Here is a 24685-nt window from a genome sequence, read left to right as displayed (position 1 = left end):
CCGCCCTCGCCCCCGCCCTCGGTGAGTTTCGGACGCGTGAAGCGTCCGAAACTCGTCTCAGCGCTGTTTCGGACGCTCGAAGCGTCCGAAACTCGGGGCGCGGGGCGCGATGGGCGTGCTTACAGCGACCCGTACGCGACGATGCCGCGGCGCACGGCGTCCAGCGCCGTGCGCGCCGTCGTCGCGACCGGCGGGTCGGCGACCATCGACAGCTGATCGAGCAGGTCGATCGTCTGCTTCGCCCAGCGCACGAAGTCGCCGGCGGCGAGGTCCGCCTCGACGAGCACGCGGTCGAGCGCGCCGCCGCGCGCCCACGAGTGCATCGCCTGCGCGAGCCCGGTCGCGACCGGCTCGGAGCCCGGCAGGTGGTGATCCTGCTCCAGGTCGTCCAGGCGCGCCCACAGCTCCTGGGTCGCCGTCAGCGCCGTGCGGAACGGTCCGCGCGGCAGCCCGTGCTCGGCTCCCTCGTCGCGCCGCGGCTCGTAGACGAGGCAGCAGGCCAGTGCGGCCAGGCCCGGCGCGTCGAGGTCGTCCCACAGGCGCGTGCGCAGCGACTCGGCCACGAGCAGGTCGCGCTCACCGTAGATCCGCTTCATCGTCGCGCCCGCGGGCATGAGCGTCGTCGTGCCGTCGGGGGCGATGTGCACGTAGTCGAGCGCGGCGAGCACATCCAGGACGCGGTCGAAGATGCGGGCGACGGTGCCGGTGCGGGTCTCGATCTGGCGGCGCAGCTTGTCGGTGTGGCGGCGCAGCTTCCAGTACCGCTCGGCCCAGCGGGCGTGCTGCTCCCGTTCGGGGCAGCTCTGGCAGGCGTGGCGCTTCAGCCGCCGCCGCAGCGATTCGATCTGCTCCTGACGCTGCCGCTGCACCTTGGGCGGTCCGGAGCGGTCGCCCTTGCGCTCCAGGTCGCTGAGCTCACGCCGCATCCGGGCGAACTCGGCGAAGTCGCCGCGGTCGCAGGCCATCGCCTCGGCGTAGCCGGCGAGCGAGCCCTCGGCCTCTTTGACCTCGCGGGCGAGCCCGACGACGGCGCGGTCGGCCTGGAACTGCGCGAACGACGACTCCAGGATCTCGCGCGCCCGCGCCCGCCCGAACTGGTCGATGAGATTGACGGCCATGTTGTAGGTCGGGCGGAAACTGGAGTTCAGCGGATACGTGCGGCGCGAGGCGAGGGCGGCGACCGCCTGCGGGTCGAGGCTCTCGCTCCACTGGATGACGGCGTGGCCCTCGACGTCGATGCCGCGGCGCCCCGCCCGCCCGGTGAGCTGCGTGTACTCCCCCGACGTGATCGCCACGCGCGCCTCGCCGTTGAACTTCTCCAGCTTCTCCAGCACGACGGTGCGGGCCGGCATGTTGATGCCGAGGGCGAGGGTCTCGGTGGCGAAAACGGCCTTGACGAGCTTGCGCTGGAAGAGCTCTTCGATGACCTCCTTGAACACCGGCAGCAGGCCCGCGTGGTGGGCGGCGATGCCGCGCTCGAGGTTCTCGCGCCACTCCCAGAAGCCCAGCACGGCGAGGTCTTCCTCCCGGAGCGTGCGGGTGCGCTGGTCGACGATGCGGCGGATCTCGTCGCGCTCGTCACGGTCGGTCAGGCGCACCCCCGCCCGTCGCACCTGCTGGACGGCCGCCTCGCAGCCGACGCGGCTGAAGATGAAGAAGATCGCCGGCAGCAGGGTCGCCCGCGCGAGCAGTTCCACCACCTCGGGACGGTCGATGCGTTCCAGCCGCGCGGTGTGCGGGCGCTTCTGACCCTTGTAGGGCCTTCCGCGACCTCCGCCGGCGCGCACCTGCTGCGCCCGGCGATTGCTTTCGAAGTTCGCGCCCTTGAACGAGCGCAGCCGCATGAGCTCCTGGTTGACCTGCGCCGTCGCGATGCCGGCACGATCGTCGAACAGCGGCAGCAGATCCCCCCGCACGAGGACGTGCTGCTCCAGCGGCACCGGCCGGGTCTCGGAGACGACGATCTCGGTGTCGCCGCGGACGGTGGCCAGCCAATCGCCGAACTCCTCGGCGTTGGACACGGTCGCCGACAGCGAGACGAGCCGCACGTCCGGCGGCAGGTGGATGATGACCTCTTCCCACACCGCCCCGCGGAACCGGTCGGCAAGGTAGTGCACCTCGTCCATCACGACGTAGCGCAGTCCGCGCAGCGCCGGGGAGTCGGCGTAGAGCATGTTGCGCAGCACCTCGGTGGTCATGACGACCACCCGCGCGGTGCCGTTGATGTTGGTGTCGCCGGTGAGCAGCCCCACGGCATCCTCGCCGTACACGGCCTGCAGCTCGCGAAACTTCTGGTTCGACAGCGCCTTCATCGGCGTCGTGTAGAAGGCCTTGTCGCCGGGCTGCAGCATCGCCAGGTGCACGGCGAACTCGCCGACGATCGTCTTGCCGGCGCCGGTGGGGGCGGCCACCAGCACGCTGCGGCCGTCTTCGAGTGCCTGGCATCCCGCGACCTGGAAGGGGTCGAGCTCGAATCGCTGCGCCGCCGCGAAGGCGGCGGTCAGCGGATGCGAACGCTGCGCCTGCGCACGTGCGAATCGCTCGGCGGGGGCTGCGGACTCCCTCAAGGCGTAAGCCCCGCCGCCGCGCGCTTGTCGCGACGCCGGTCGAACAGCATCGACAGCCCCGCCGCGGCGAAGAAGAGGACGATCAGGATGCCGGCGAGCATCAGCATGCTGACGATGTCGGCCGCGGGGGTGGCCAGGCCCGCGAAGGCCACCGTGACGATCACCGCGACGCGCCAGCCCTTGAGGATCGCCTTGCCGCTCATGACCCCGGCGAGGTTGAGTGCGACGAGGAAGACGGGGAGCACGAACGAGATGCCGACGACGACGACGAGCTTGAAGACAAAGTCGTAGTAGTACTTCGCGTCGTACCAGTTGGCGGCGCCTTCGGCCGAGAACGACGCCATGATCTCGACGATGTGCGGCATGACCCACCAGCCCACGAAGCAGCCGGCGAAAAAGAGCGGCACGGCGGCGCAGACGAAGCCGACCGTGTAGCGGATCTCCTTGCGGGTGAGCCCCGGCACGAGGAACGCCCACAGCTGCCACAGCCACACCGGCGCCGACAGGATGATGCCGACCACGAACGAGATGCGCAGCCGCAGGTCGAAGGGACCGGTGATCGTCGGATACATCAGGCTCACGAGCGCCGATTCGCCGCGCTTTTCCGCCACGATGCGGATGGGCTCGGTCATCGCCCAGATGATCCAGTCGGTGAGCACGTAGGCGATCACCATGCCGACCACGAGCGCTATCACGGCGATGATGAAGCGGCGGCGCAGTTCGACCAGGTGCTGCCCCAGCGACATCCGCTTGTCGCCCCGCGGAACGTCGTCCGCCGTCACGCGCGGATGTTCGGCCGTGGCCACGGAGGGCTAGGAGGTCGTGTCGGTGCCGGTCGATCCGGCAGCGGGGGCGGCCGGCGGCGTCGTCGCGTCGGCGGGCGCAGCGGTCGATGCCGCGGTGGCGGAGGGTGCGTCGTCGTCCTTCATGGCCTTCATCTCGCCCTTGAAGATGCGCGCCGACTGTCCCATGCTCTTGGCCAGTGCGGGCAGCTTGGCGGCACCGAACAGCAGCAGGATCACGACGAGAAAGATCCAGATGTGTGGACCGGCGAGCAGGTTACCCATGGCATCCCCTTGTCAGAAGCGTGTGTCAAGTGTAACCGGCCCCGGGTCCAGCCCGGGTCAGCGGTACTGGGCGAGCCCTGCTTCGGCCCACGCCGCGGCGGCCTGCCGTGCATCGCCCGGGGCGAGGATCTCGAAGTCGCCGCCCAGACGTGCCGCGATGCGCTTGAGACTGCGGGCATCGCCGACCCGCACGCGCGCGGTGCGCAGACCGGAGTCGTCGGCCGGGTCGGCGATGACGACGTAGTCGGCGAGCAGCGCCGCGGCCGCGGCACGATAGCGCACCTCGACCTCGACATCGTCGTCGGTCGCCTCAAACAGCGCCGGGGCGGGATCGGAGCCGTGCGTGCTGGGGATGTCGGTGAGCCGCACGTCTGACACGCGGTCGAGGTGGAAGGTCCGCATCGCCTCACGCAGATGGCACCATCCCTGCAGGTACCACTGCCCGCCGGCGATGTGCACCTTCACCGGGTCGACGGTGCGCGTGGTGGGTGCGGCATCCGGAGCACGATACGCGAACGAGACGGCGACGCCCGTGCGCACCGCTTCGGCGACCGCGGTGCGCACGTCGTCGACCGCCTCGGGCGCGACGATCACCTCGGCCGGCGTGCCCGACGCCCCCCGCGCGAGCTTGGCGAGGAGGGGCTGCACGACGCCGGCATCGCCGACGCCGGGCAGCGTCGCAGCCAGCTGCAACCCCGCCAGCAGCGCCGCCGCCTCGCGCGCGCTCAGCCGCGGCGCACGTTCGAGGGCCACGGAGTTCGTGATGACGACGATGTCCTGCTCGTCGAGCAGATCCCAGTCGATGTCGAACAGGTCGTTGGCCATCTGCCAGAACCCGCCTTCCCCGGGCAGGCCGATGACGGTGAGCTTCTCGACCATGGCGCGCATCTGGTCGGGCGTGACGTCGAACTCGTCGGCGGCGTCTGCCAGCGACACCTCGCCCTTGCCGATGAGGTACGGGACGAGCTGCAGGATGAGGGCGGCGCGCGCGGTCGCCAGCAGCGGCTTGCGCTCGCTCACGCGGTCGCCCGCCGATCCTCGTGCAGGGTCAGCGTCCGCTGCAGCCGCGCGACGACCTGTTCGCGCAGGTCCGCCGGCTCGACGACGCGCACTTCCGGCCCGTACGACGCGAGCTCGTCGGCGAAGATGTGCAGGTCGACGTACGGCACCCGGATGCCCTGCGCGTCGTGCGCGCCCGGCACGGCGCGGCGGCCGAGCCGCAGGGCCGCCTCGGTGCCCGGGGCGACCTCCAGCAGCGCCCGCCGGCGTGCGGCGACGCCGACGAGGCCGGCCAGCGCCCGCTCCCCCGCGCGCTCGCGCAGCGCGAGGTCGAAGGATGTCCGGGTGATCGTCACCGGGGAGGCGATGCGGGCGAGGAGGAACGTGCGCGGCTCGTTCTGGTCGAGGTCGAATCCGTAGACGTGCCAGCGCGCCTCGTAGTCCACGAGGGCGAAGGGCTGGATGCGGCGGCGGCGCACGGCATCCTCCCCCGCCTTCAGATAGTCGAACTCGACGACGCGACCGGCCTCCATCGCCCGCTGCAGCGGGGCGAAGGATGCCTCGCGCAGGTTGATGCGCGGCGAGTAGCCGATGATCTGCGCGTCGACGTCGTTGCCGAGCCCGCGGATCTTGCGCAGGCCGCTGCGCGCCTCGGCCGACATCGAGCTCTCGCTCCACACGCCGCCGGCGAGGTTGAGCACCGCCAGCTCGGCGGGGGTGAAGTCGATGTCGGCGGGCAGCTCGTATTCCGCGGTGGGAATGCGGTAGCGGGCCTCGCGCAGGTCGTCGGGGTCGGCGGAGTCGCCGATGGTCTCCACCGGGATGCCGAGGGCGCGCAGGCTCTCCTTGTCACGCTCGAACATCTTCTCCAGCGCATCCTTGGATGCGCCCGCCTCGGCCTGCTCGCGGTAGCCGGCGACCGACGCGAGAATCGCCTGCTTCGTCAGCCCCGGCTCCGTCGCCATGAGTGCCACGACGAGATTGACCAGGCGCTCCTCGGGCGCGGTGCGGGTCGAGTCGGTGGCCACGCGACCATCCTAGGTCGCGGCCCGGCCTCGTTCGCGATCCGGGCTGTCGCGCGGCGAGCCGCCCGGCGCGCTACTGCGTCGCCGGCGGATCGATGCCGAGGATGTCGATGACGAACACGAGCGTCGCGTCGCCCGGGATCGTGCCGCTGCCCTCGTCGCCGTAGCCCTGATCGGGCGGGATCACCACGAGGATCTGCGAGCCGACGGTCTGCCCCTCGAGGGCGTCGGCGAAGCCGGGGACGACGCCCGCGAAGGTCACGGCCACCGACTCGCCGTTCTCCCACGTCGAGTCGAACACCGTCTGGTCGGCCCACGTGACGCCCGTGTAGTGGACGCGGATGCTGTCGGCATCGGTCACGACCGCGCCGTCGCCCTTCTTCAGCACCTCGATGGCGGTCTCGGTCGGCGGGGCGACGTCGGGGATGATGAGGCCGGGGCGCCCGTTCGGCGCGAGCACCACCTGCGGCATGCCGCCGCGGTCGTTGTACTGCGGGGCGCCGTTCGCCGCCGCGAGGAACACCTTCTGGACGTCGATGGCCACGACGATGGCGTCGTCGGTGCCGAGACTCCACTGCGCGGCCGCGGCTTCGGACATGTCGGAGGCCGGAATCGCCCCGACGACGCGTGAGCCCTCACGCGCGCACATCAGCAGTTCGGCGATGCCGTTGAAGTCGGTGCGCCAGTTCGACACCGGGGTCACCTGCGTGCCCGACGTGAGGATCGTCGCCCCGCTGGCGCCGTCGACGATCGAGATCGAGAACATCGCGTCCTGCGCATCGGAGGTGATCGCCAGCCCGTCGCCTTCGGTGACGTCGCGCCCCACGGTGCGATCGACGTAGACCGGCGCGCTCAGCTGCACGGCCGGCGACCCGACGTCGCCGCTGACCTCCACGGTGTCGAGCACCGCGTCGGGCTGGGCGGCGCGTTCGCACGAGGCGGCCGCGGGGGCCGACGCGCAGCCGACGAGGGTCAGGGCGGACAGTCCGAGGACGGCGAGAACAGCAGGGATCCGGCGCACCGGATCAGTCTACGGCGTCGCCGCCCTGCTCCCCCGCATCGGCCCGCTCCCCCGTATCGGCCCGCTCCCCCGTATTGACACCGGGCGCCGACGCCAGCCGCGCGCCGTCGGCGGCGCGCTGCGCCTCGCGCACCCGCTTGCGGAGGTTCTTGTCGGTGATCTGACGGTCGCCGACCGCCCCCGGCGTCCACAGTTCGACGTCGTCGTCGCCGTACGACGGCTTCTTCAGCGCGCGCCGGCGCACGTCGGGCGGCACGGCGCCGGGTGCGAGGCGGCGCGCCGTCAGCAGGAAGCCGGTGTGCGCCACCATCCGGTGGTCCGGACGCACCGCGAGACCCTCGACGTGCCAGCCGCGGATCATCGTCTCGGTCGCCTCCGGGTCGGTGAACCGCCCGGTCGCCCGCAGGTACTCCGCGACGCGGCTGAGCTGCGTCGCCGTCGCGACGTAGCAGAGCACGACGCCGCCGGGGGTGAGGGCGTCGGCGACGGCGTCGATGCACTCCCACGGTGCGAGCATGTCGAGCACCACGCGGTCGACGGATGCCGGGGCCACCGCATCCGGCAGGCTCTCGACGAGATCGCCCACCACGACGGTCCACGCCTCGGGCGTGTGCCCGAAGAAGGTCTCGACGTTGGCCAGCGCGACCTGCGCGAACTCGTCGCGGCGCTCGAACGAGACGAGCCGCCCGGCCGGGCCGATCGCCCGCAGCAGCCACATCGACAGCGCGCCCGACCCGACGCCCGCCTCCACGACGGTGGCACCGGGGAAGATGTCGGCCGCCGCGAGGATCTGCGCGGCGTCCTTCGGGTACACGATCGCCGCCCCCCGCGGCATGGACATGACGAAATCGCGCAGGAGGGGCCGCAGGGCGAGGTACTCGTGGCCGCCGGAGTTCGTGACGACCGATCCGTCGGGCTGGCCGACGATGCGCTCGTGCCGCAGCACCCCGTGGTGCGTGTGCAGCTCGCCGCCCTCGCGGAGCGTGACGGTGTGCATCCGCCCCTTGGGGCCGGTCAGCTGCACGCGATCGCCGAGACGGAACGGGCCGGACGGACGCAGATCGGCGTTCACGCGTTCACCCCCCGCGCGGCGATGCGTGGCGTGGAAGGCCACGATGTCGGCGGCGCTGCGGCCGTCGAGCGTCGGCCACAGCGCGTGGGCGCCGACGCCGACGAGCGAGACGACGCCGGGTACCCCGATCGACGGGATGCCGGCCGCGAGCGAGGCCCGCAGCCCGTTGGGCGAGTCTTCGATGGCCACCGCGTCGCCGGGCATCACCCCGAGCGCCTCGCAGGCCTGCAGATACGGGTCGGGGTAGGGCTTGGGACGCGTGACGTCGTCGCCGGCGACGACGAGGTCGAACGCCGCGAAGTCGATGAGCCCGACGATCTCCTCGGCCATCCGGCGCAGCGACATCGTGACGAGGGCGGTGCGCACGCCCGCCTCGCGCAGGCTCAGCAGCAGCTCGCGCGCGCCGGGGCGGAACGGCACCCCCTCGGCGCGCAGCCGGGCCCGCACCCGCTCGGTGAGCAGGTCGACGATCTCGGGCACCGGCATCCGGACGCCGGCGTCCTGCAGCACGCGCGCGGCGTCGTCGAGCCCGAGGCCCACCAGCTGCAGCGACTGCTCGTGCGTCCAGGTGCCGCCGAAGCTCTCGACGAGGGGCGCCTCGGCGGCGATCCAGTACGGCTCGGTGTCGACGAGGGTGCCGTCCATGTCCCAGAGGACCGCGGCGGGGAGGGAACTCACCGGTCCATGCTATCGACGCCCCGGGATCTCTTCGCCCGGGGAGCGCGCCGCCGGCCCCGGTGCCGGCTGTGGCGCGTATCGTGGGGGCATCGGATACGGCTGAGGCGTGAGGAGCGGCGTGGACGAACTGGGACAGCGAGTGCTCGTGGTGGCCTTCGACGGCTGGAACGACGCGGGCGAGGCGGCCTCTGCCGCCGTGACCCACCTGCGCGAGTCGGGCGCGTACCAGGAGGCGTACGCGGTCGACCCCGAGCTGTACTTCGACTACCAGTACACGCGCCCGCAGGTGCGGATGGATGCCGATGGCTCGCGGAGCCTCGTCTGGCCCGACGCGACGCTGTGGCGCCCCCTCCACCCGGTCGCGCACGGCGCCGAGGGCACCCGGCTGTGGCTGCTGTCGGGCGTCGAGCCCGCCCGCGCCTGGCAGGCGTTCGTCGCCGAGCTCATCGACGCCGCGCTGAGCGAGGACATCACCGGCATGGTCGCGCTCGGCTCGATGATGTCGGACGTGCCGCACACCCGTCCCATCTCGGTGTTCGCGGGCAGCGAGAACGAGCGGCTGCGCAGGGCGCTGGGCCTGGAGCGTCCGACCTACGAGGGTCCGGCCGGCATCCTGACCGTGCTCGCGTCGGCGGCGGAGGATGCCGGCATCCCCTGCGCGGCGCTGTGGGCCAGCGTGCCGCACTACGTCGCGGGCCACACGCCGTCGCCGAAGGCGACGCTCGCGCTGCTCGACCGCGTCACCGCGCTCACCGGGGCAACGATCCCGCGCGGCGAGCTGCCCGCGGACGCGCTGGCCTGGGAGGCGTCGATCGACGCCGCCGCGGCCGACGACGAGGAGATGACCGAGTACATCCACCAGCTCGAGCAGACCCGCGACGCGTGGGACTCGCCCGAGGCCTCCGGCGACGCGATCGCCCAGGAGTTCGAGCGGTACCTGCGCCGCGGCGAGGGCCCGAACAAGCCCAGCCGCGACCGCTGACGCTCAGTACGCGTGCAGCACGCCGAGGCTCAGCAGCACGATGAGCACGACGCCCAGCGCGACGCGGTAGAGCACGAACGGCAGGAAGCTGCCGCGCTTGAGGTACTGCATGAGGAACGCGATGACGGCGAGGCCGACACCGAACGCGACGGCGGTCGCGACGCCGGTCTCGACCATCGAGAACACCTGCGCGCTCGGGTTCTTGATCGCGTCGTACAGCTCGTAGAGCCCGCTGCCGAAGACGGCGGGCACCGCGAGCAGGAAGGCGACCTCGGCGGCGGCGGGCCGGGTGTAGCCGAGCGCGAGGCCCATCGTCGTGGTGGCGCCCGAGCGGGAGACGCCCGGGATCAGGGCGAGCGCCTGCGCGAAGCCGAGCGTCAGCCCGTGCCGGTAGGTGAGATCCTGCTCCTCGCGCGTGCGGCGGCCGAGCGCGTCGGCGGCGCCGAGCAGCAGGCCGAACAGGATGAGCACGGCCGCGACGAGCCAGAGGTTGCGGAACGTGTCGCGGATGACGTCCTGGAAGAGGTATCCGAGCACGCCGATCGGCAGCGTGCCGATGATGACGATCCACCCCATGCGCGCGTCGGGGTCGTTCCGCGGCACGGCACCGGTCAGCGACCGGAACCACCGCCCGATGATGCGCGTGATCCGGCCCCAGAAGTACACCAGCACGGCGAGTTCGGTGCCGATCTGGGTGATCGCGGTGAAGGTCGCGCCGGGGTCCTGCGCCGACGGCAGGAACTCGCCGACGATCCGCAGGTGCGCACTCGAGGAGACCGGCAGGAACTCGGTGAGACCCTGCACGATGCCCAGGATGATCGCCTCGATGAGGTGCATGGACGGCCTTTCAGTACGTGCGGATCAGATCGGTGAGCACGCGCTGACCGAACACCAGCGCATCGATCGGGACGCGTTCGTCCACCCCATGGAACATACCCGTGAAATCCAGCTCGGCGGGCAGGCGCAACGGCGCGAATCCGTATCCGGTGATGCCCAGTGCGGCCAGCGCCTTGTTGTCGGTGCCCCCGCCCATGAGGTACGGGATGACGGGCACGCCGGGGTCGTGCCGCTCCAGCGCGCCCACCATCGCCGCCACCAGTGCCCCGGCGAACGGAACCTCCAGCCCGATGTCGCGGTGTGCGACCTCGATCTCGATGTCGTCGCCGACGATCCGCTGGATCTCGGCGAGGATCGCGTCTTCCTGGCCCGGAAGGGTCCGCACGTCGACCGCGGCGACCGCCGCGTCGGGGATGACGTTGTGCTTGTACCCGGCGGTGAGCCCGGTCGGGTTCGTCGTCGTGCGGAACGTGGAGCGCAGAAACCCGGATGCCGGTCCCGTCGCGGCGGCGACGGCGTCGGGGTCGGCGGCATCCGTCCCGCACAGCGCCGCAAGGCCGGCGACCGTCTGCCGCGTCGTGTCGGTGAGCTCGATCGGCCACGCCGTGCGGCCGAGGGCGGCGACCGCCTCGGCAAGCCGCGTGACGGCGTTGTCGTGGTGGTGGCGACTGCCGTGCCCGGCCGTGCCGCGGGCGCGCAGCCGCAGCCAGACGAGAGCCTTCTCCCCCACCTGCAGCAGGTAGGCGCTGCGTCCGCCGACCGGGATCGAATAGCCGCCCACCTCGCTGATCGCCTCGGTCGCGCCGGCGAACCACTCCGGACGGTCGCGCACGACCAGTTGCGAGCCCTCGACGCCGCCGTTCTCCTCGTCGGCGAAGAACGTCACGACGAGATCGCGCGCGGGCTGCTCCCCCGCGCGCAGCAGGTCGGCGACCGACGTCAGGATCATGGCATCCATGTCCTTCATGTCGACCGCGCCGCGGCCCCACAGCATGCCGTCGCGGACGACGCCGGCGAACGGATCGACGCTCCAGTCCTCCGCGACGGCCGGCACGACGTCGAGGTGGCCGTGCAGCACGAGCGCGGGCTTGTCGCGGTCGCGACCCGGGACGCGCACGCGGAGGTTCGTGCGCCGCGGGATCGGCTCGTAGAACTCCGGGCGCAGGCCGAGCGCCTCGAGGTAGGCACCGACGTACTCGGCGGCCTCGCGCTCACCGTTGCTGCGCCCCTCGCCCCAGTTCGTCGTGTCGAAGCGGATGAGGTCGCGGGCGATGCGGGCGACCTCTGGCAGATCGGGTGGCAGATCGGGTGGCAGATCGGCTGACAGGTCCTCTGACGGCGGCATGCGTCCACGCTAGCCGGTCGGGCACCCCGCCACACCGGGCGTGAGCCCCGGCGCCACCGGTTCGCACGGCGCGACGGGTGGGGGAAACGTCCTGGGGTTTCTGGTGGCACCGGGGCATCCTGAGCCTAGGGAGGGCGCGAACGCGCCGGTATCCCCAGCGATGGGGAATCCCGGTGCCGCGACGCGGCGGCGCACGCGGTCGTCCGGCGCTGCCGGTAGCGTGGATGCCGCGGGTCGCTCAGGTCGACCGGGAGGGCGCGATGAAGGCAGCGATCGGGATCGTGGACGATCATCCCGCCGTGCTCGCGGGCGTCACGGCGATGCTGGACGGGCAGCCCGACGTCGTCGTCGCCGGCACCGGTGCGACGGTCGCGGCACTGTTGCGCACCGGTGCGTCGTTCGACCTGGTGCTGCTCGACCTCGTGCTCGCCGACGGATCGACGCCCACCGGGAACATGCGCCGGCTCGAGGCGGTCGCGCCCGTCCTGGCGTTCACCAGCGGCGACCAGCCGCAGCTCGTGCGCGACGTCGCGCAGGCCGGAGCGGTGGGGATGATCCGCAAGTCGGAGCCGCCCGCCGTGCTGCTGCAGACGGTGCGCCAGGCCCTGGCCGGCGAACCGGTGCCGACGCCCGACTGGGCGGCCGCCCTCATCGGCGACAGCGAGTTCGTCCGCGCCGGCCTGAGCGATCGAGAGCGCGAAGTGCTGAGGCTGTACGCCTCGGGTGAGACCGCCGAGCGCGTCGCCGAGGCGCTCTTCCTGTCGCGCACGACCGTGATCGAGCACGTCAAGCGCATCCGCGCCAAGTACGGCGCCGTCGATCGGGCCGCACCGACGAAGGTGGACCTGTTCCGCCGCGCGGTCGAAGACGGCCTCATCGAGCCGGAGCATTGAGTGGACGCGGCGTCCGCGAGCGCTGATCGCGCCGTCGGAACCCTCGTGGCGGCGTCGTCGCTGCTGCTGAGCATCTGGTGGATTCCCGACGCGCTGGCGCAGGCGGGCGCCTTTCCGGCGTGGTGGAACGCCGGCGGCTGGGGCGTCGCGATGGGCCTGCTCGCCCTGGCCGCGGTGAGCGCATCGGCGCCGATGGCCGTCCTCCGCGGCGCGTGGACCGTGCTGCCGCTCGCGCTGCTCGCGCTGCAGTTCGTCTCGTTCGCGGTCGCGGTCGATCCGTCCGGCGACGTGGCGCCGTGGGTCTGGCTGCTCGAGTCGGCCACGGTGTGCCTGATGGCGCTGCGACTGCCACCGGCCGCGGCGGGCCTGTTCGCCGTGTCTTCGTCGCTGAGCGTGCCGCTGTCGGCGTGGATCTTCACCGGCGGCGTGTCGCACGTCGTGGCGGGCACGACGCCGCTGCGGCTGAGCAACCTCGTGCTGGTTGCGCTCGTGATCGGCATCCGCGCGCGGCTCGTGCGACTGTACCGGGCCGAGGCCGACGCGCGCGCCCGGCACGAGGAGCAGGCGCGCAGCGAAGCCGATGCCGACGCCCTCGCACGCTTCTCGCGCTTCGTGCACGACGACGTGCTGTCCGTACTCACCGCCGCGCAGCTGTTCGAGGGCGCCCCTCCCCCGCAACTGCGCGCCGAGGCGGCTGCGGCGCTGCGCGCACTCAGCGGGCAGCCGGCCGCATCGCCGGCCGATCCCGCCGAGGCCGTCGCGCACCTGCGAGCGCGGATCGAACGCATCGCGCCCGCGGCCCGGGTCGTCGTGGATGCCGACACCCTTCCCGCCCCGGCCGATCCGCTCGACGCCGTGGCCGACGCGGCGATCGAGGCCGTGCGCAACGCGGTCCGGCACGCGCACGCCGGACAGATCAGCGTCCACGTGGCCATCGCCGACCGCGCGATCTCGGCGACGGTCGCCGACGACGGGATCGGGTTCGATCTCGACGCGGTGCCGCCCGAGCGCCTGGGGGTTCGTGACAGCATCGTCGCGCGCATGCGCGATGCGGGCGGGCAGGCGCGCATCGTCTCGGCGCCGGGCGCCGGCACGGAGGTGACGCTGACGTGGAAGCCGTGACGACCCGCAGCATCGGCGCCGGCGGGCTCGCGACCGGCCGGGCGCGATGGGCGCTCGCGTTCGCGTGGGCGCTGGGCGGGGTGAAGGCCCTCATCGACGGGCACTTCACCGCCGAGTACCCCTCGCTTCCGATCGTCTGCGCCCTGTGCCTGATCGTCGTCTTCGTCGTGACACGCCGCGACGACGCGCCGCTGAGCGGCGCCCTGGCGGCCGTCTCGACGGCGATCCTGATCGCGGCGACGGTGCTGGCGCTGCTCGCGACCCCGGCCGCCGTATCGATCTGGCAGCTGCATTTCGTGGCCTACCTCCTGGCCCTGCTGTTCGTGCGCGGCAACGCGCTGGCCGCCGCTGTCGGCGCGGCGACGCACCTGATCCTCGTCGTCGCGTGGATGGCGCTGACCGCCGCGACGCCGTTCTCGTTCGGCCAGATCATGACACCCCCGGCGGTCGCGTACATCGCGGTCGTCGTCTGGGTGCTCGTCCTGCGCAGGATCGTCCTGCGCGAGCAGCGGCTTCGGTCGGAAGCGGCCGAGCACGAGCGGCAGATCCGCGCCGAACAGGAGGCCGCCGAACACATCGGCCGCCAGCTCGCGCGCGTGCGCACGGCGACCGAACCCGCCCTCACGCAGTTGCGCGACGGGGCCGTGCTCGATGTCGAGCTGCACCGGCGGATCGCGGTCGTCGAGGGCGCCTTGCGCGACCGCCTCCGCTCACCGCGGCTGCAGCATCCCGCGCTGGATCAGGCGATCGCGGCGGCCCGCGCGCGCGGGGCGTCGGTCAACGTGCTGGCCGGCGACCTCGACGCCGCCCCGGCGCTCGGCGACACGGCGGCGGCGCAGCTCGCCGGCATCCTGCACGCCGCCGCGGATGCCGACACCATCGTGATCGCCTGGACCGAGACCGACCGGGTGAGCGTCGTCGCCCGCAGCGGTGAGCGCACGACGCGCCACGTGGTCGAGGTCGGTTAGCCGCCGGCGATCGGGATGCGCGTCACCTCCGTCGTGTTGCCCGCGGCATCCAGTGCGTAGATGCAGTACGTCGCCGGCAGCTGATCGGGCTCGAGCAGGAGCGGGACGATGAAGAAGTCCTGGAACTGGTCGGTCGCGGGGCAGGCCACGTCTCCGGGCACCCAGGTGAAGCGCACCGTGGAGATCTCGGGCGGGTTCAAGAAGGGCGACACCCAGACGTGGCCGTCGCCGAGGTCTTCGACGCTCGCGCCGGCCGCGAAGATCGGCGGCGTTCGATCCACTTCGAACAGCACGGCGGCCGCGCCCGCGTAGTCGTCGCCGGCGACGGCGCAGAGGGCGTAGTGGCCCTCGACGTCGGGAAGGGTGATCGGGATGATCTGGCCGGGATCCCACTCTTCGACGCCCGCGGGCACCGAGGTGGATTCGGCCCCCGCGTACGCCGAGGGGTCTGTGCAGACCGCCGCGCTCGTGAGCGCGACGAGGGCCGTGCGCACCGGCGCGTCCCCGCCGAAGGCCTCGCTGGTCACCAGCCCCACATCGGGAGTGCTGCCGGTCGCGTCCGGGAGATCGCCGCCGCGGAAGATGCCGCCGCCGCTGTTCGCCCAGACCGAGCTCGTCTCCAGCGGGCAGTCGTCGCCGAGGGCGAATACGCCCGCATCGTCGAAGCAGCGGCCGATGCCCGCGACCGACACGGCGTACGAGGTCCCCTCGACCATCGCGATGCCCTGCTCCCCCAGCTCGCACGGGCGGTTCAGGAAGCACAGTCCGCCGTTCTCCTTCGAGGAACCTGCCGTGGTCGTGTTGATGACGGCGGCGATGGATGCCGGCCCGCCGTCGGCGTCGAGCGCGAACAGCGGCGACCCGGAGCTGCCCTGGATCACGCCGGGGCAGTCGTTGGCCCAGGCATCCGACCACAGCCAGCGGAACTCGAGGAGGTCGGTCTGATGCGCCAGCGTGCAGTCACCGCTGCGCAGCACCCAGTCGTCGTGATCGAGGTTCTGCACGGGCGCGGCGATGTTGCGCACCTCGGTGCCCGCGGCCGGCTCCTCGTCGATGATCGGCACCGGCTGGATGCCGAGACCCCGGAGGTAGCCGAGGCTCTCTTCGAGCCGGACGATCGAGACGTCGCGGCCGCGCATCGTGGAGTACTCGAGCACGGCGGCGTTCACCACGAGCGGGCTGGGATTGTCGTAGGTGTCCAGCAGATACCCCTGCCCGAACCACTCCGTGCCGACCGTGACGCGCTGCGGCGCCCGGCCGACGTCGCCGGTGCAGTGACCGTTGGTGATGACGTAGGCGGGGCCGTCCTCCACCCCGGTGTCGATGAGGGTGCCGGTGCAGTTGGAGCCCATGTCCAGACGCAGCACGCCGGTGAACGCGCCCAGTTCGGCGAGCGAAAGCGGCTCCGCCGGGTCGGGGAGCGGAACAGCGACCCCCGGGAGCGACGACTCCGCCTCGCTGACCTCGGCATCCGGCGTGCACCCGGCCAGGGCGATCGTGACCGCGACGACGAAGACCACCGCGGTCGCCGCGACCGGCTGGCGCCGAGGATGGGGGAAGTGTGTGCCTGCGCGCATGTCGCGAGTCTAGGCAAGCCGGTGGCGCGCCGTCTCGTTTCGCGCGCCGCCGCGGCGACGACGACGAAAGTTCCCCACAACTCAGGACAGCATCGCGCTCGGTCCCGGCGCTGGCCGTGACCTCGCGCATCCGCCCCGGCATCCCCCGCCCCCGCCCCGCCCTCGCCCCGCCCCACTCCACCCCACTCCGTGAGAAACCACATCCTGCGTGAGAAACCAAATCCTGCGTGAGAAACCAAATCCTGCGTGAGAAACCACAGCTGAAGTGGTTTCTCGTGCGCGATGTGGTTTCTCGCGGGGCGGGGGCGACGTGCGGGAAGATGGCGTGTATGGCTCAGGTGGTTGTCTACGGTCGACGAGAGTCGCTCGCTCGGCATCGAGCGGCGCTGTCGGCGGCGATCCATGAGGCGATCGTGGTCGCGCTCGAGTATCCGCCGGAGAAGAAGTTCCAGCGGTTCATCGCGCTCGACGCCGACGACTTCATCCATCCCGAAGACCGTGGAGCCGACTACACGATCATCGAGGTCTCGATATTCGAGGGGCGTACGGAAGCAGCCAAACGGATCCTGATCTCCGAGCTGTTCGCCCGCATCGAAGCGGCGACCGGCATCCCTCCGCACAGCGTCGAGATCACGATCAGCGAGACCCCGAAGGTCAACTGGGGCATCCGCGGACACAACGCCGCAGACCTCAGCCTGAACTATCGCGTGGACGTATAGCCATGTACGTGCGGCCACCGTTCCCGGTATCGAGCAGGCAGATGACGCCCGCGACGCGGTGCGGCCCCTCCGCCTTCCCGGGCTGAAGTTCCTCCACGGACACGAGGAGAACCGGGACCGCCGCCGTCAGATCGCCAGCGCCATCGCCGAACTCGGCACCCTGCACATCGCCGTGGTCGGCGCCTGACGATGCGACCCGGCCCGAGAAGGCGCGCACGCGGTGCGTGGCCCGTCTGGCGACGGAGTCCGCGTCGACCTGCCGATAACCCGGCACGCCAGAAAGCGTCAGGGTCGGTCCGACGGGGAGCAGCGGCCCTCTTCACACCCGCAGCGCGAGGTTACTGAGGCCGAGTCTCAGCCGATGATCGCGGCACGCCGCGTGTCGCGCTCAAGGCTCGGGCCCGCGCCACGACGAAACCCCGGCAATGTGGCTCAGCCTGGGATCGTTCCGGGGTCTGCGGGTTGTCTCGATCACCTGCCCATCCTCATCCCCGCCATGCGGCGGTGGAGCACACCAGGCGGCCCCGCTGGCCCTTCGTGCGACCGAGGATGCCCGCCTTGGCCAGCTCGGTGAGCGACGGGTGCGCAGCGGCCGGTGAGACAGCGAGGCGCGTGCTGACGGATTCGGCGGTGAGCACCGGATCGGAGGCGAGGGGGATGCGACGACTTGACCCCGCCCCGACGTCACAGTTCTGACTGGATGCGTGAGACTCGTTCCCGTCGCGTACTTGGCGTCCTCCCTGTTGTCCCTGCTCGGCACCTCGATCGCAAGTGTCGCCCTGCCGCTGATCGTGCTCCACGTCACCGGCGTCTTCACCGAGCACGCCGCCGGCCCGCTCAACGAGCAGCAACAGCACGCCCTCGAAGAATTCGAACGCCGACTCAGCGTTGCGTAGGCCGGTGCGTGCTCGGCTGGGAGACTGGGGTGGAGAAGGCGAACGAAGGAGTCGGATGCGCGTCGCGGTGATCGGTGCCGGAATCGGTGGTCTGACCGCGGCTTGCGGGCTTGCCGCGGACGGCCACGAGGTCATCGTGTACGAGCGCCGGGACGAGCCGGGTGCGACGGGGGCCGGGCTGACGCTGTTCGGCAACGCCTTCGGTGCGCTCGATGCGATCGGCCTCGGCGATACGGTGCGTGAGGTCAGCAGCGACGCGATCTCCCGGATGCGCGCCGGCCAGCGCGTGCCCTCCGGTGACTGGCTCGTGTCGATGCCGTCGGCGATGGTCCCGACCCTGCGCAGCCTGCACCGGGCGGAACTGCACCGGGCGCTGACGGATGCCCTGCCCGCCGAAAGCCTCCAGCTCGGGCGCAGCGCTGCGGTCGCATCGGACGGCCAGCCGATCGTGACGGTGGATGGGGCCGAGGAGCGGTTCGACCTGGTGGTTGCCGCTGACGGTCTGCGCAGCGCCGCCCGCGCCCGGCTGGGGGTGGATCGTGGCCTGCGCTATGCCGGGTACACCGCCTGGCGCGGTGTCACCGCCGCCGGCATCGACGTGCAGGACGAGGCCGGTGAGACCTGGGGACGCGGCCGCGTCTTCGGCATCGTCCCGCTGCCCGACGGACGGGTCTACTGGTTCGCCACCGAATCCACCGCAGCCGGCCTGCACGCCGAGGACGAGCGCGAGGCGCTGCGGGAGCGGTTCGGCAACTGGCACACGCCGATCCCGGCCTGCATCGACGCGACACCCGCCGAGACCGTGCTGCGTCACGACATCTACGACCTCGCCCGCCTCCCGGCCGCGTTCGCCAAGGGCCGGAGGGTCCTGCTCGGCGACGCCGCCCACGGCATGACGCCCAATCTCGGCCAGGGCGCAGGTCAGGCCATCGAGGACGCCGCCACCCTGACCCTCCTGCTCAGGACCGGCGACCCGGACACGGCGCTCGCGCGGTACGACCGCCTCCGCCGCACGCGCACGACGGCGATCTGGCGACAGTCACGCCAGATCGGGAAGATCGCCCAGGCATCCCGCCCGGTCGCCGCGGGACTCCGCGACGCACTCCTGCGCGCGACCCCGCCCGCGTTGATGGGACGAGCCACGCAGCGCATCCAACGGTGGACCGCGCCCTAGATGAGTGAGTCCGTTTGGCTTGTTTGGCTCTGACGCGGCGTGGACGCTGTTAATGCGAGGCGGAGGGTGTTAACCCCGGTGTGTGAAAACTGAACTCAACACCCTCCTGATCACACTCTACGTCCACCTCGATGACCGGATCCTTCCAGCGATCGGCTTCACCCGGGATCGTTCACCGGGCCGTAAGCCCGCGCTCAACGACGTCGAGCTGTTGTGTCTGCTGGTCGCGCAGCATCTGCTCGGGATTGCGTCGGACCGTAAGTGGATCCGGCACGCACGGAAGCACTTCATCGGGATGTTCCCGAACCTGCCTGGACAGTCCGGATGGGGCAAACGCGTCCGGCAAGCCACTGGGCTGCTGTCGGCGGTGATCACCGAGCTCGCTCGCGACACCCCGTCCTGGGGTGAGATCACCCGGCTGGTCGACTCGACCCCGGTGCCCTGCGCCGCGTCGAGGGAGACCGTGAAACGCTCCGACCTGGCCGGGCATGCCGGCTACGGGTACTGTGCATCCCACTCCCGATACTTCTGGGGGTTCCGGCTCTACCTTGTCTGCACTCCCGACGGGATGCCCGTGATCTGGGGGCTCGCGAACCCGAAGATCGGAGAACGCGAGGTCACCGAGGCACTACTCCGGCACGACCAGCATCTCGTCCGCCCTGGACAGGTGATCGTCGGCGATAAGGGGTTCGCGGGCCGCGAGTTCGAGGCCTTCATCACCGACGAACTCGGCGGACACCTGATCCGTCCCGACCGGAAGGACGAGAACCCCAGGTTCGGGAAGCTCGGCGGCATCCGGCAATGGGTCGAGTCCGTGTTCGACACATTGAAAGGACAACTCACCCTCGAAGACCACGGCGGCAGAACACCCGCAGGGGTCTACTCCCGCGTCGCCGCCCGCCTCCTCGCCCTCGCCGCCGGAATCTGGCACAACTGGCTCACCGACGCCCCCAACAAACGATCCCTCATCGCCTACGACCACTGAAAACGATCGGACTCACTCATCTAGGCGCAGAGGACGCTCAGCTCTCCTCGCCCGCGATCAGAATTTCGTAGTCCTGCCCGCCGTAGCAGACGCCGTGTATTTCGACCGTCGCCTCGTGGACGGCGAAGGCGATGACGGCGCGGCGGCGGAAGCCGATCGTGCGCAGGCCCGGTCGTAGCGCGCCAGGTCACGAGTCGCGCGCGGCGAGCCGCTGCGCGTGCAGCTGGGCGAGGTGCGCGCGCATGTCGGCGGCACTGATCGCCCGCGACGGATCGGCGCGCAACTCGTCGTAGGAGGCGACGACCTCGGTGCGCAGCCAGGTCTCGACGGCTTCCTCGCGAGCGAACAGCGCGCAGACCGTCACGGACGACTTCGCTCTCACTCGCATACGCGCCGCTGCTCGTCGGCCAGGCACGTCAGCGAACAGGGCCAGGAACTTCTCTCGCGGGATCACCACACGTCGGTCGATCTTCACCGAGGGGATAGTGCCGCCCGAGATCGTGCAGGAACGCCGCGGGCACTCCACCGTCACCACGACGGTGAACCTATGTGGCAGGGGTGTCGCGGATGCGGAAGCGCGCCCAGGCGAGGGCGCAGAACAGCAGCGCCCACGACGCCATGACGATGCCGCCGGTGAGCGGGTCGAGCAGGTCGATGCCGGGGTACGGCATGAGGAGCTGGATGCCCGCGAGGTCGGGCAGATACTTCACGATCGGGAGGACGCCGACGAGGGAGATGGTGACGCCGAGGACGAGCGGCACCAGCACGACGAGGGTCACGATGAAAGTGCGAGCGAGGATCGTGATGCTTGCGGCGAGCAGCGAGATCAGGGCGTAGTTGACGCCGACCCCGAGCAGGTTCCAGCCCATCCCGGTCGTGAAGTGGTCGACGGCGACTCCGTGCTGGCCGAGGGCCGCGCGCTCGACGAGGACGGCGAGTCCGATCGCGATCCACCCGATCACCGCGCCGAATCCCGCCGCGATGAGCAGTTTCGCAGCGAGCACCCGCCCGCGTCTCGGGGTGGCTGTGAGCGTGCTCCGGAGTTGTCCGTCGAGGTATTCGGTGCCGGTGATGAGAGCAGCGAGGAGGATCACGAGGGGCTGTCCGAATCCGGCCGTCTCGAAGCCGCGCGATTCGAGAGGTATCTGCGCCCCGCGGGCCGCGTCGAAGGAGAGTCCTGACGCAAGTGCGAGGAGTGCGGGCACGATGAGCGCGGCGGCGAGCGTTCCCTGCACGCTGCGGAGCGTCAGGGTCTTGGTGAGTTCGGCGTGCAGGGTGTGGCGGAAGCCGATCCGGGTCATATCTGCGTCCTCAGAGGTCTCGACGGGTGAAGGACACGGCTGCGATCGTGAGAAGGACGAGCGCCCAGCAGGCTTGGACGAGCGCGCCGGTCGCGGGGGCGAGGAAGATGCCGGATGCCGGGTCGTTGTACATCGACGCTCCGGCCGTTGTCGGAAGGAACCTCGCTCCGGCCCAGAATCCGGCGAGGAAGTCGCCGACGCCGATCACGAGCGGCACGATCAGGATGAGCGGCAGGATCGCGGTGCGGGCGATGACGCCGACCGCGAAGGCGATCAGTCCGGTCAATGTCCAGGCGAGGGTGACGCCGCCGATGTGCGCCCAGATCGCGGGCGTCAACGCCCACGGATCGACCCCGGTGCTCCCGGCGGCGTGGGTGATGACGATGGTGCCGGTCATGGTCACGAACGCGACGAGTGCGACGAGTGCGGCCAGCAGCGCGGTCTTCACCAGGAAGACGCGCAACCGCTTCGGGGTGGCAAGAAGTGTGGTACGAATCTGCTTGCAGCCCCCGTACTCGCTTCCCGCCCAAAGCGCGGCCAGCGCGACGACGAGCACATACCCGAACCCGGCCATCTCGAACCCCTGGTACTCGGGCGGGATCGGAACCGATGAGAACAGCAGCTTGCTGTCCGCGGGCAGATCAGCGGTGGACGCCGAGTTCGTCCACGCCATCGGCAACGTGCCGAACACCGTCACCAGCGCAAGAATCCAGATCCCTCGCGCGGTGAGCAGTTTCGTCGTCTCCGAACGGATGAGCGCGATCATCCCCGACCCCCGGCATCCCGGGTTTCGGGGTACTCGCTCGCCGCACGGTATTCGGTGTGTTCGTCGGTGAGCGCGAAGAACGCATCTTCCAGGCTCGCGTGTACGCCTGTGACCTCTGCCCCTGTACCGCAGGCCACGACCTTGCCCTTGGCGATCACCACGAAGTCGTCGGCGGTGTCCTCCATCTCGCTCATCAGGTGGCTCGACACGAGCACGGCCTTGCCTGCGTCGGCGAGTGAGCGCAGGAATCGGCGCATCCACCGGATGCCGTCGGGATCGAGGCCGTTCGTCGGCTCGTCGAGCACCAGCACCTCGGGGTCGCCGAGCAGCGCGGTCGCGATCCCCAGGCGCTGCCCCATGCCCAGCGAGAGCCCGCCGATCCGCTTCTTCGCCGCATCCTGCAAGCCCGTGAGCGCGAGCACCTCGTCCACGCGGGCCGCGGGGATCGCGTTCGACTGCGCCACCCAGCGCAGGTGCGCCCTGGCGGTTCGGCCCTTGTTCGCGCCGGGGCCGTCGAGCATCGCCCCGACGTGCAGCAGCGGCCGGTTCAGGGAGCGGTAGGGCTTCCCGCCGATCAGAGCGGTGCCGGAGGTCGCCCGGTCCAGGCCGAGCAGGATGCGCAACGTGCTCGACTTTCCCGCGCCGTTCGGGCCGAGGAACCCGGTGACCCGGCCCGCCGCGGCGGTGAAACTGACGTCATCTACGACTGCGCGCGGGCCGTGGCGTTTGACGAGATGGCTGACTTCGATCATGCATCCCAGCCAACCGGGAACAGCAGCTTGCGTCAGTCTGCGAGAGTCGACAATCCCGGCTCACTCAGGCGACAGCGCGCCGACCAACCCCGATTCGTAGGCAGCCACGACGAGCTGCGCACGGTCGCGCGCGCTGAGCTTGGAGAGGATGCGGCTGACGTAGGTACGCACCGTGGTCTGGGTGACGAACAGCGCCGCAGCGATCTCGGCGTTCGACAGGCCGCGTCCGATCAGTCGCAGCGTCTCCCGTTCCCGCTCCGTGAGACGACCCACACCACGATCAGCCCCGGCATCGCGTGGCGAACCGGTGAAGCGGTCGATCAGCCGCCTCGTCACTTCCGGCGCGAGCAGCGCTTCCCCGTCGTGCGCGACTCGGATCGCACGCAGCACGTCACCCGGCGGGCTGTTCTTGAGCAGGAACCCCGACGCACCGGCCCGCAGAGCCTCGAACACGTACTCGTCCAGATCGAACATCGTCAGCACGATCACCCGCGGCCCGGACGGTTCGGCGCAGAGCAACCGGGTCGCGTCAAGCCCGGTCATCCGCGGCATCTGCACGTCCATGAGCACCACATCCAGCCGATGCGCTCGTGCCAGTTCGACAGCCTCTTGCCCGTCAGCGGCTTCGGCGACCACTTCCATGCCCGCTTCGTGCGCCACCAGGAAACGCAGCGAGGAGCGGATCGCGGTCTCGTCGTCGGCGATCAGTACCCGGATCATGCTCCCGCCTGCCCCGCGTTTTCGTCCGAGAGCGGGAGACGAGCCGTCACCGCGAACCCCTCAGAGGTCAGGTCGATCCTGAGATGACCGCCCGCAAGCGCGACCCGTTCTCGCATCCCGGTCAGCCCGTGCCCTTCACGGACACCATCTCTTGCGCCGATACCGTCGTCACGGACTGTCACCTCCACCGTCGCATCGGCCCACACCGCACAAATGTGGAGCGTGGATGCCGCCGCGTGCCGGATGCTGTTTGTCACCGCTTCCTGGACGACGCGATACACCGTCGTGCGGACGATGACCGGCAACCTGTCAAGACTCTCGGAACAGTCCAGTTCGACGCGCAGCCCCGACCGTTCGGCCGTGTTCGCGACGTCGCGAAGGAGGCCAGTCAGAGGCAGTGAAGCCGTGGTCGTTTCTGTCTCGTCGGCGCGTTCACGTTGCAGCAACCCCTTCAACTCCGCCAACGAGCTTCGCGCCTGCGATTCCACTTCTCGTAGCGTTTCCCGCAGCTCGACCTCACCGAGAGCGGTGACGTGCGCTGCCACACCAGCACGAACGCCGATCACGCCGAGCGAGTGCGAGAGCACATCGTGAACATCTCGCGCCAGGCGCAACCGCTCCTCTGTCCGAGCACGAGCAGCGGCCTCTTGACGTACCTGACGCGTCCGTACACCGAGCACCCACGCAGCGACGAGCACGACGGCGCTCAGCAGGACACCCCGCATCCGAACCTCGAACTCCTGAGCACCGGGCGGATTCCCCAGCACCAACGCCGCGAGTGCCAGCAGAGCGCAGGCGGCGAACAACCACCACGGGAACCGACGTGACCCGCGCCGCTCGGCGACAGAGAACACCCCGACGCCCGCCAGGAGAAAGGGATCAGCAGTCACGCCGAATCCCCCTGCAACCGCTGTCGCGACCCCCGCCAGAAGCGCGCCAGTGAACGGCACCCACCTGCTGAGCACGGCACCCAGCACCGCCATGGCACCGAGCATCAACTGCGGCCACCGCCATCCGGCGGAGACGAGGACTGTGAGCCACAAGCCCGCGAAGACGGCCAGCGAAAAGAGCAGCACCCCGAGGCTGAGAGGCCACCCTTGAACCCTCGACGGCATCGAGAACCGAGCACGCAGCGTCTCACGCCCCGCCACACGCTCAGTCGCCATGTCCACCCTGCCGATTCTAGAATCGCCGGCTTTTCACGCTCAGTGGCACGCAC

25 protein-coding genes and 1 pseudogene are annotated in these 24685 nt (G+C 70.8%); 8 read left to right on the top strand and 18 right to left on the bottom strand.

The window, feature by feature from the left end; all coding sequences use genetic code 11:
* Window positions 1-119 precede the first annotated feature (119 nt).
* The 8 genes and pseudogenes from QM720_RS11185 to QM720_RS11150 form a co-directional block, all read right to left on the bottom strand.
* Window positions 120-2567, bottom strand: a complete 2448-nt coding sequence (locus tag QM720_RS11185; protein ID WP_415126535.1) for a DEAD/DEAH box helicase — start codon at window positions 2565-2567, stop codon at window positions 120-122.
* A complete protein-coding gene (gene tatC / locus QM720_RS11180) occupies window positions 2564-3313 on the bottom strand; it encodes a twin-arginine translocase subunit TatC (RefSeq protein WP_415127906.1) in 750 nt (249 codons plus the stop codon). Before tatC ends, QM720_RS11185 begins: the two co-directional genes overlap by 4 nt.
* Window positions 3314-3379: 66 nt before the next feature.
* Window positions 3380-3634 (bottom strand): Sec-independent protein translocase subunit TatA, encoded by a 255-nt coding sequence (tatA, locus tag QM720_RS11175; protein ID WP_415126534.1) that lies wholly within the window; start codon window positions 3632-3634, stop codon window positions 3380-3382.
* Window positions 3635-3691: 57 nt separating this feature from the next.
* Window positions 3692-4654 carry a helix-turn-helix transcriptional regulator gene (locus tag QM720_RS11170; protein ID WP_415126532.1) on the bottom strand — a complete coding sequence of 321 codons (963 nt, stop codon included), beginning with the start codon at window positions 4652-4654 and terminating at the stop codon, window positions 3692-3694.
* Window positions 4651-5598: a helix-turn-helix transcriptional regulator gene (locus QM720_RS11165; protein WP_415127904.1), complete on the bottom strand. Its 948-nt coding sequence runs from the start codon at window positions 5596-5598 to the stop codon at window positions 4651-4653. The genes QM720_RS11170 and QM720_RS11165 overlap by 4 nt, the downstream gene beginning before the upstream one ends.
* A 133-nt stretch (window positions 5599-5731) precedes the next feature.
* The gene (locus tag QM720_RS11160; protein ID WP_415126530.1) at window positions 5732-6679 is read right to left on the bottom strand and encodes an FKBP-type peptidyl-prolyl cis-trans isomerase; all 948 of its coding nucleotides are present in this window, start codon (window positions 6677-6679) and stop codon (window positions 5732-5734) included.
* Window positions 6680-6683: 4 nt separating this feature from the next.
* A complete protein-coding gene (locus QM720_RS11155) occupies window positions 6684-7751 on the bottom strand; it encodes a tRNA (adenine-N1)-methyltransferase (RefSeq protein WP_415127902.1) in 1068 nt (355 codons plus the stop codon).
* Between the two features lie 132 nt (window positions 7752-7883).
* Window positions 7884-8429, bottom strand: a pseudogene (locus QM720_RS11150) (HAD family hydrolase); the annotation flags it as partial.
* 118 nt (window positions 8430-8547) lie between these two features.
* Here QM720_RS11150 and QM720_RS11145 point away from each other — a divergent pair.
* Complete coding sequence (locus QM720_RS11145) at window positions 8548-9411, top strand: PAC2 family protein (RefSeq protein ID WP_415126528.1); 864 nt, start codon at window positions 8548-8550, stop codon at window positions 9409-9411.
* Window positions 9412-9414: 3 nt separating this feature from the next.
* Here QM720_RS11145 and QM720_RS11140 read toward each other — a convergent pair whose 3' ends face one another.
* A complete protein-coding gene (locus QM720_RS11140; protein WP_415126526.1) occupies window positions 9415-10248 on the bottom strand; it encodes an undecaprenyl-diphosphate phosphatase in 834 nt (277 codons plus the stop codon).
* Window positions 10249-10258: 10 nt separating this feature from the next.
* Window positions 10259-11593, bottom strand: a complete 1335-nt coding sequence (locus QM720_RS11135; protein ID WP_415126524.1) for a M20/M25/M40 family metallo-hydrolase — start codon at window positions 11591-11593, stop codon at window positions 10259-10261.
* 260 nt (window positions 11594-11853) lie between these two features.
* On the opposite strand from QM720_RS11135, the gene QM720_RS11130 reads away from it, so the two are divergent.
* From QM720_RS11130 to QM720_RS11120, 3 genes are read left to right on the top strand one after another with little or no spacing between them, the layout of a single operon-like run.
* Window positions 11854-12486, top strand: a complete 633-nt coding sequence (locus QM720_RS11130) for a response regulator (protein ID WP_415126522.1) — start codon at window positions 11854-11856, stop codon at window positions 12484-12486.
* Window positions 12487-13608 carry a sensor histidine kinase gene (locus QM720_RS11125; RefSeq protein ID WP_415126520.1) on the top strand — a complete coding sequence of 374 codons (1122 nt, stop codon included), beginning with the start codon at window positions 12487-12489 and terminating at the stop codon, window positions 13606-13608. It begins immediately after the preceding gene.
* The gene (locus tag QM720_RS11120) at window positions 13605-14576 is read left to right on the top strand and encodes a hypothetical protein (RefSeq protein ID WP_415126518.1); all 972 of its coding nucleotides are present in this window, start codon (window positions 13605-13607) and stop codon (window positions 14574-14576) included. The genes QM720_RS11125 and QM720_RS11120 overlap by 4 nt, the downstream gene beginning before the upstream one ends.
* On the opposite strand, the gene QM720_RS11115 is transcribed toward QM720_RS11120, so the two are convergent.
* Window positions 14573-16153 carry a trypsin-like serine peptidase gene (locus QM720_RS11115; RefSeq protein WP_415126516.1) on the bottom strand — a complete coding sequence of 527 codons (1581 nt, stop codon included), beginning with the start codon at window positions 16151-16153 and terminating at the stop codon, window positions 14573-14575. The two genes, QM720_RS11120 and QM720_RS11115, sit on opposite strands and share 4 nt — an antisense overlap.
* Before the next feature lie 329 nt (window positions 16154-16482).
* Here QM720_RS11115 and QM720_RS11110 point away from each other — a divergent pair, with 329 nt between their 5' ends.
* On the top strand, window positions 16483-16872 hold the full coding sequence (locus tag QM720_RS11110; RefSeq protein WP_415126514.1) for a tautomerase family protein: 390 nt from the start codon (window positions 16483-16485) through the stop codon (window positions 16870-16872).
* A 485-nt stretch (window positions 16873-17357) separates the two neighbouring features.
* Here QM720_RS11110 and QM720_RS11105 read toward each other — a convergent pair whose 3' ends face one another.
* Window positions 17358-17510, bottom strand: coding sequence for a hypothetical protein (locus tag QM720_RS11105; RefSeq protein ID WP_415126512.1), 153 nt, complete (start codon window positions 17508-17510; stop codon window positions 17358-17360).
* A gap of 66 nt (window positions 17511-17576) precedes the next feature.
* Between QM720_RS11105 and QM720_RS11100 the strand changes: the two genes are divergently transcribed.
* The 3 genes from QM720_RS11100 to QM720_RS11090 all read left to right on the top strand — a co-directional run bounded on the left by QM720_RS11100 (window position 17577) and on the right by QM720_RS11090 (window position 19927).
* On the top strand, window positions 17577-17768 hold the full coding sequence (locus tag QM720_RS11100) for a hypothetical protein (RefSeq protein ID WP_415126510.1): 192 nt from the start codon (window positions 17577-17579) through the stop codon (window positions 17766-17768).
* A gap of 55 nt (window positions 17769-17823) precedes the next feature.
* The gene (locus QM720_RS11095) at window positions 17824-18942 is read left to right on the top strand and encodes an FAD-dependent oxidoreductase (RefSeq protein ID WP_415126508.1); all 1119 of its coding nucleotides are present in this window, start codon (window positions 17824-17826) and stop codon (window positions 18940-18942) included.
* Between the two features lie 82 nt (window positions 18943-19024).
* Window positions 19025-19927, top strand: coding sequence for an IS982 family transposase (locus tag QM720_RS11090; RefSeq protein ID WP_415124060.1), 903 nt, complete (start codon window positions 19025-19027; stop codon window positions 19925-19927).
* A gap of 187 nt (window positions 19928-20114) precedes the next feature.
* Here the strand turns inward: QM720_RS11090 and QM720_RS11085 are convergent, their stop codons facing one another.
* Genes QM720_RS11085 through QM720_RS11060 form a run of 6 tightly spaced genes read right to left on the bottom strand, consistent with a single transcriptional unit; the run spans window position 20115 to window position 24632 of the window.
* Complete coding sequence (locus QM720_RS11085) at window positions 20115-20462, bottom strand: hypothetical protein (RefSeq protein ID WP_415126506.1); 348 nt, start codon at window positions 20460-20462, stop codon at window positions 20115-20117.
* Window positions 20463-20472: 10 nt separating this feature from the next.
* Window positions 20473-21228, bottom strand: a complete 756-nt coding sequence (locus tag QM720_RS11080) for an ABC transporter permease (protein ID WP_415126504.1) — start codon at window positions 21226-21228, stop codon at window positions 20473-20475.
* Window positions 21229-21238: 10 nt separating this feature from the next.
* The gene (locus QM720_RS11075) at window positions 21239-21994 is read right to left on the bottom strand and encodes a hypothetical protein (RefSeq protein ID WP_415126502.1); all 756 of its coding nucleotides are present in this window, start codon (window positions 21992-21994) and stop codon (window positions 21239-21241) included.
* Window positions 21991-22746, bottom strand: coding sequence for an ABC transporter ATP-binding protein (locus QM720_RS11070; RefSeq protein ID WP_415126500.1), 756 nt, complete (start codon window positions 22744-22746; stop codon window positions 21991-21993). The genes QM720_RS11075 and QM720_RS11070 overlap by 4 nt, the downstream gene beginning before the upstream one ends.
* 60 nt (window positions 22747-22806) lie before the next feature.
* Window positions 22807-23466, bottom strand: a complete 660-nt coding sequence (locus QM720_RS11065; RefSeq protein WP_415126498.1) for a response regulator transcription factor — start codon at window positions 23464-23466, stop codon at window positions 22807-22809.
* Complete coding sequence (locus QM720_RS11060; RefSeq protein ID WP_415127900.1) at window positions 23463-24632, bottom strand: sensor histidine kinase; 1170 nt, start codon at window positions 24630-24632, stop codon at window positions 23463-23465. The genes QM720_RS11065 and QM720_RS11060 overlap by 4 nt, the downstream gene beginning before the upstream one ends.
* Window positions 24633-24685 lie beyond the last annotated feature (53 nt).

The organism is Microbacterium sp. (assembly GCF_047602155.1).
In the GTDB taxonomy this organism is placed as follows: Bacteria; Actinomycetota; Actinomycetes; order Actinomycetales; family Microbacteriaceae; genus Microbacterium.
The sequence above is the reverse complement of the archived record's forward strand: the minus strand, read 5'-3'. Positions and strand labels throughout refer to the sequence as shown.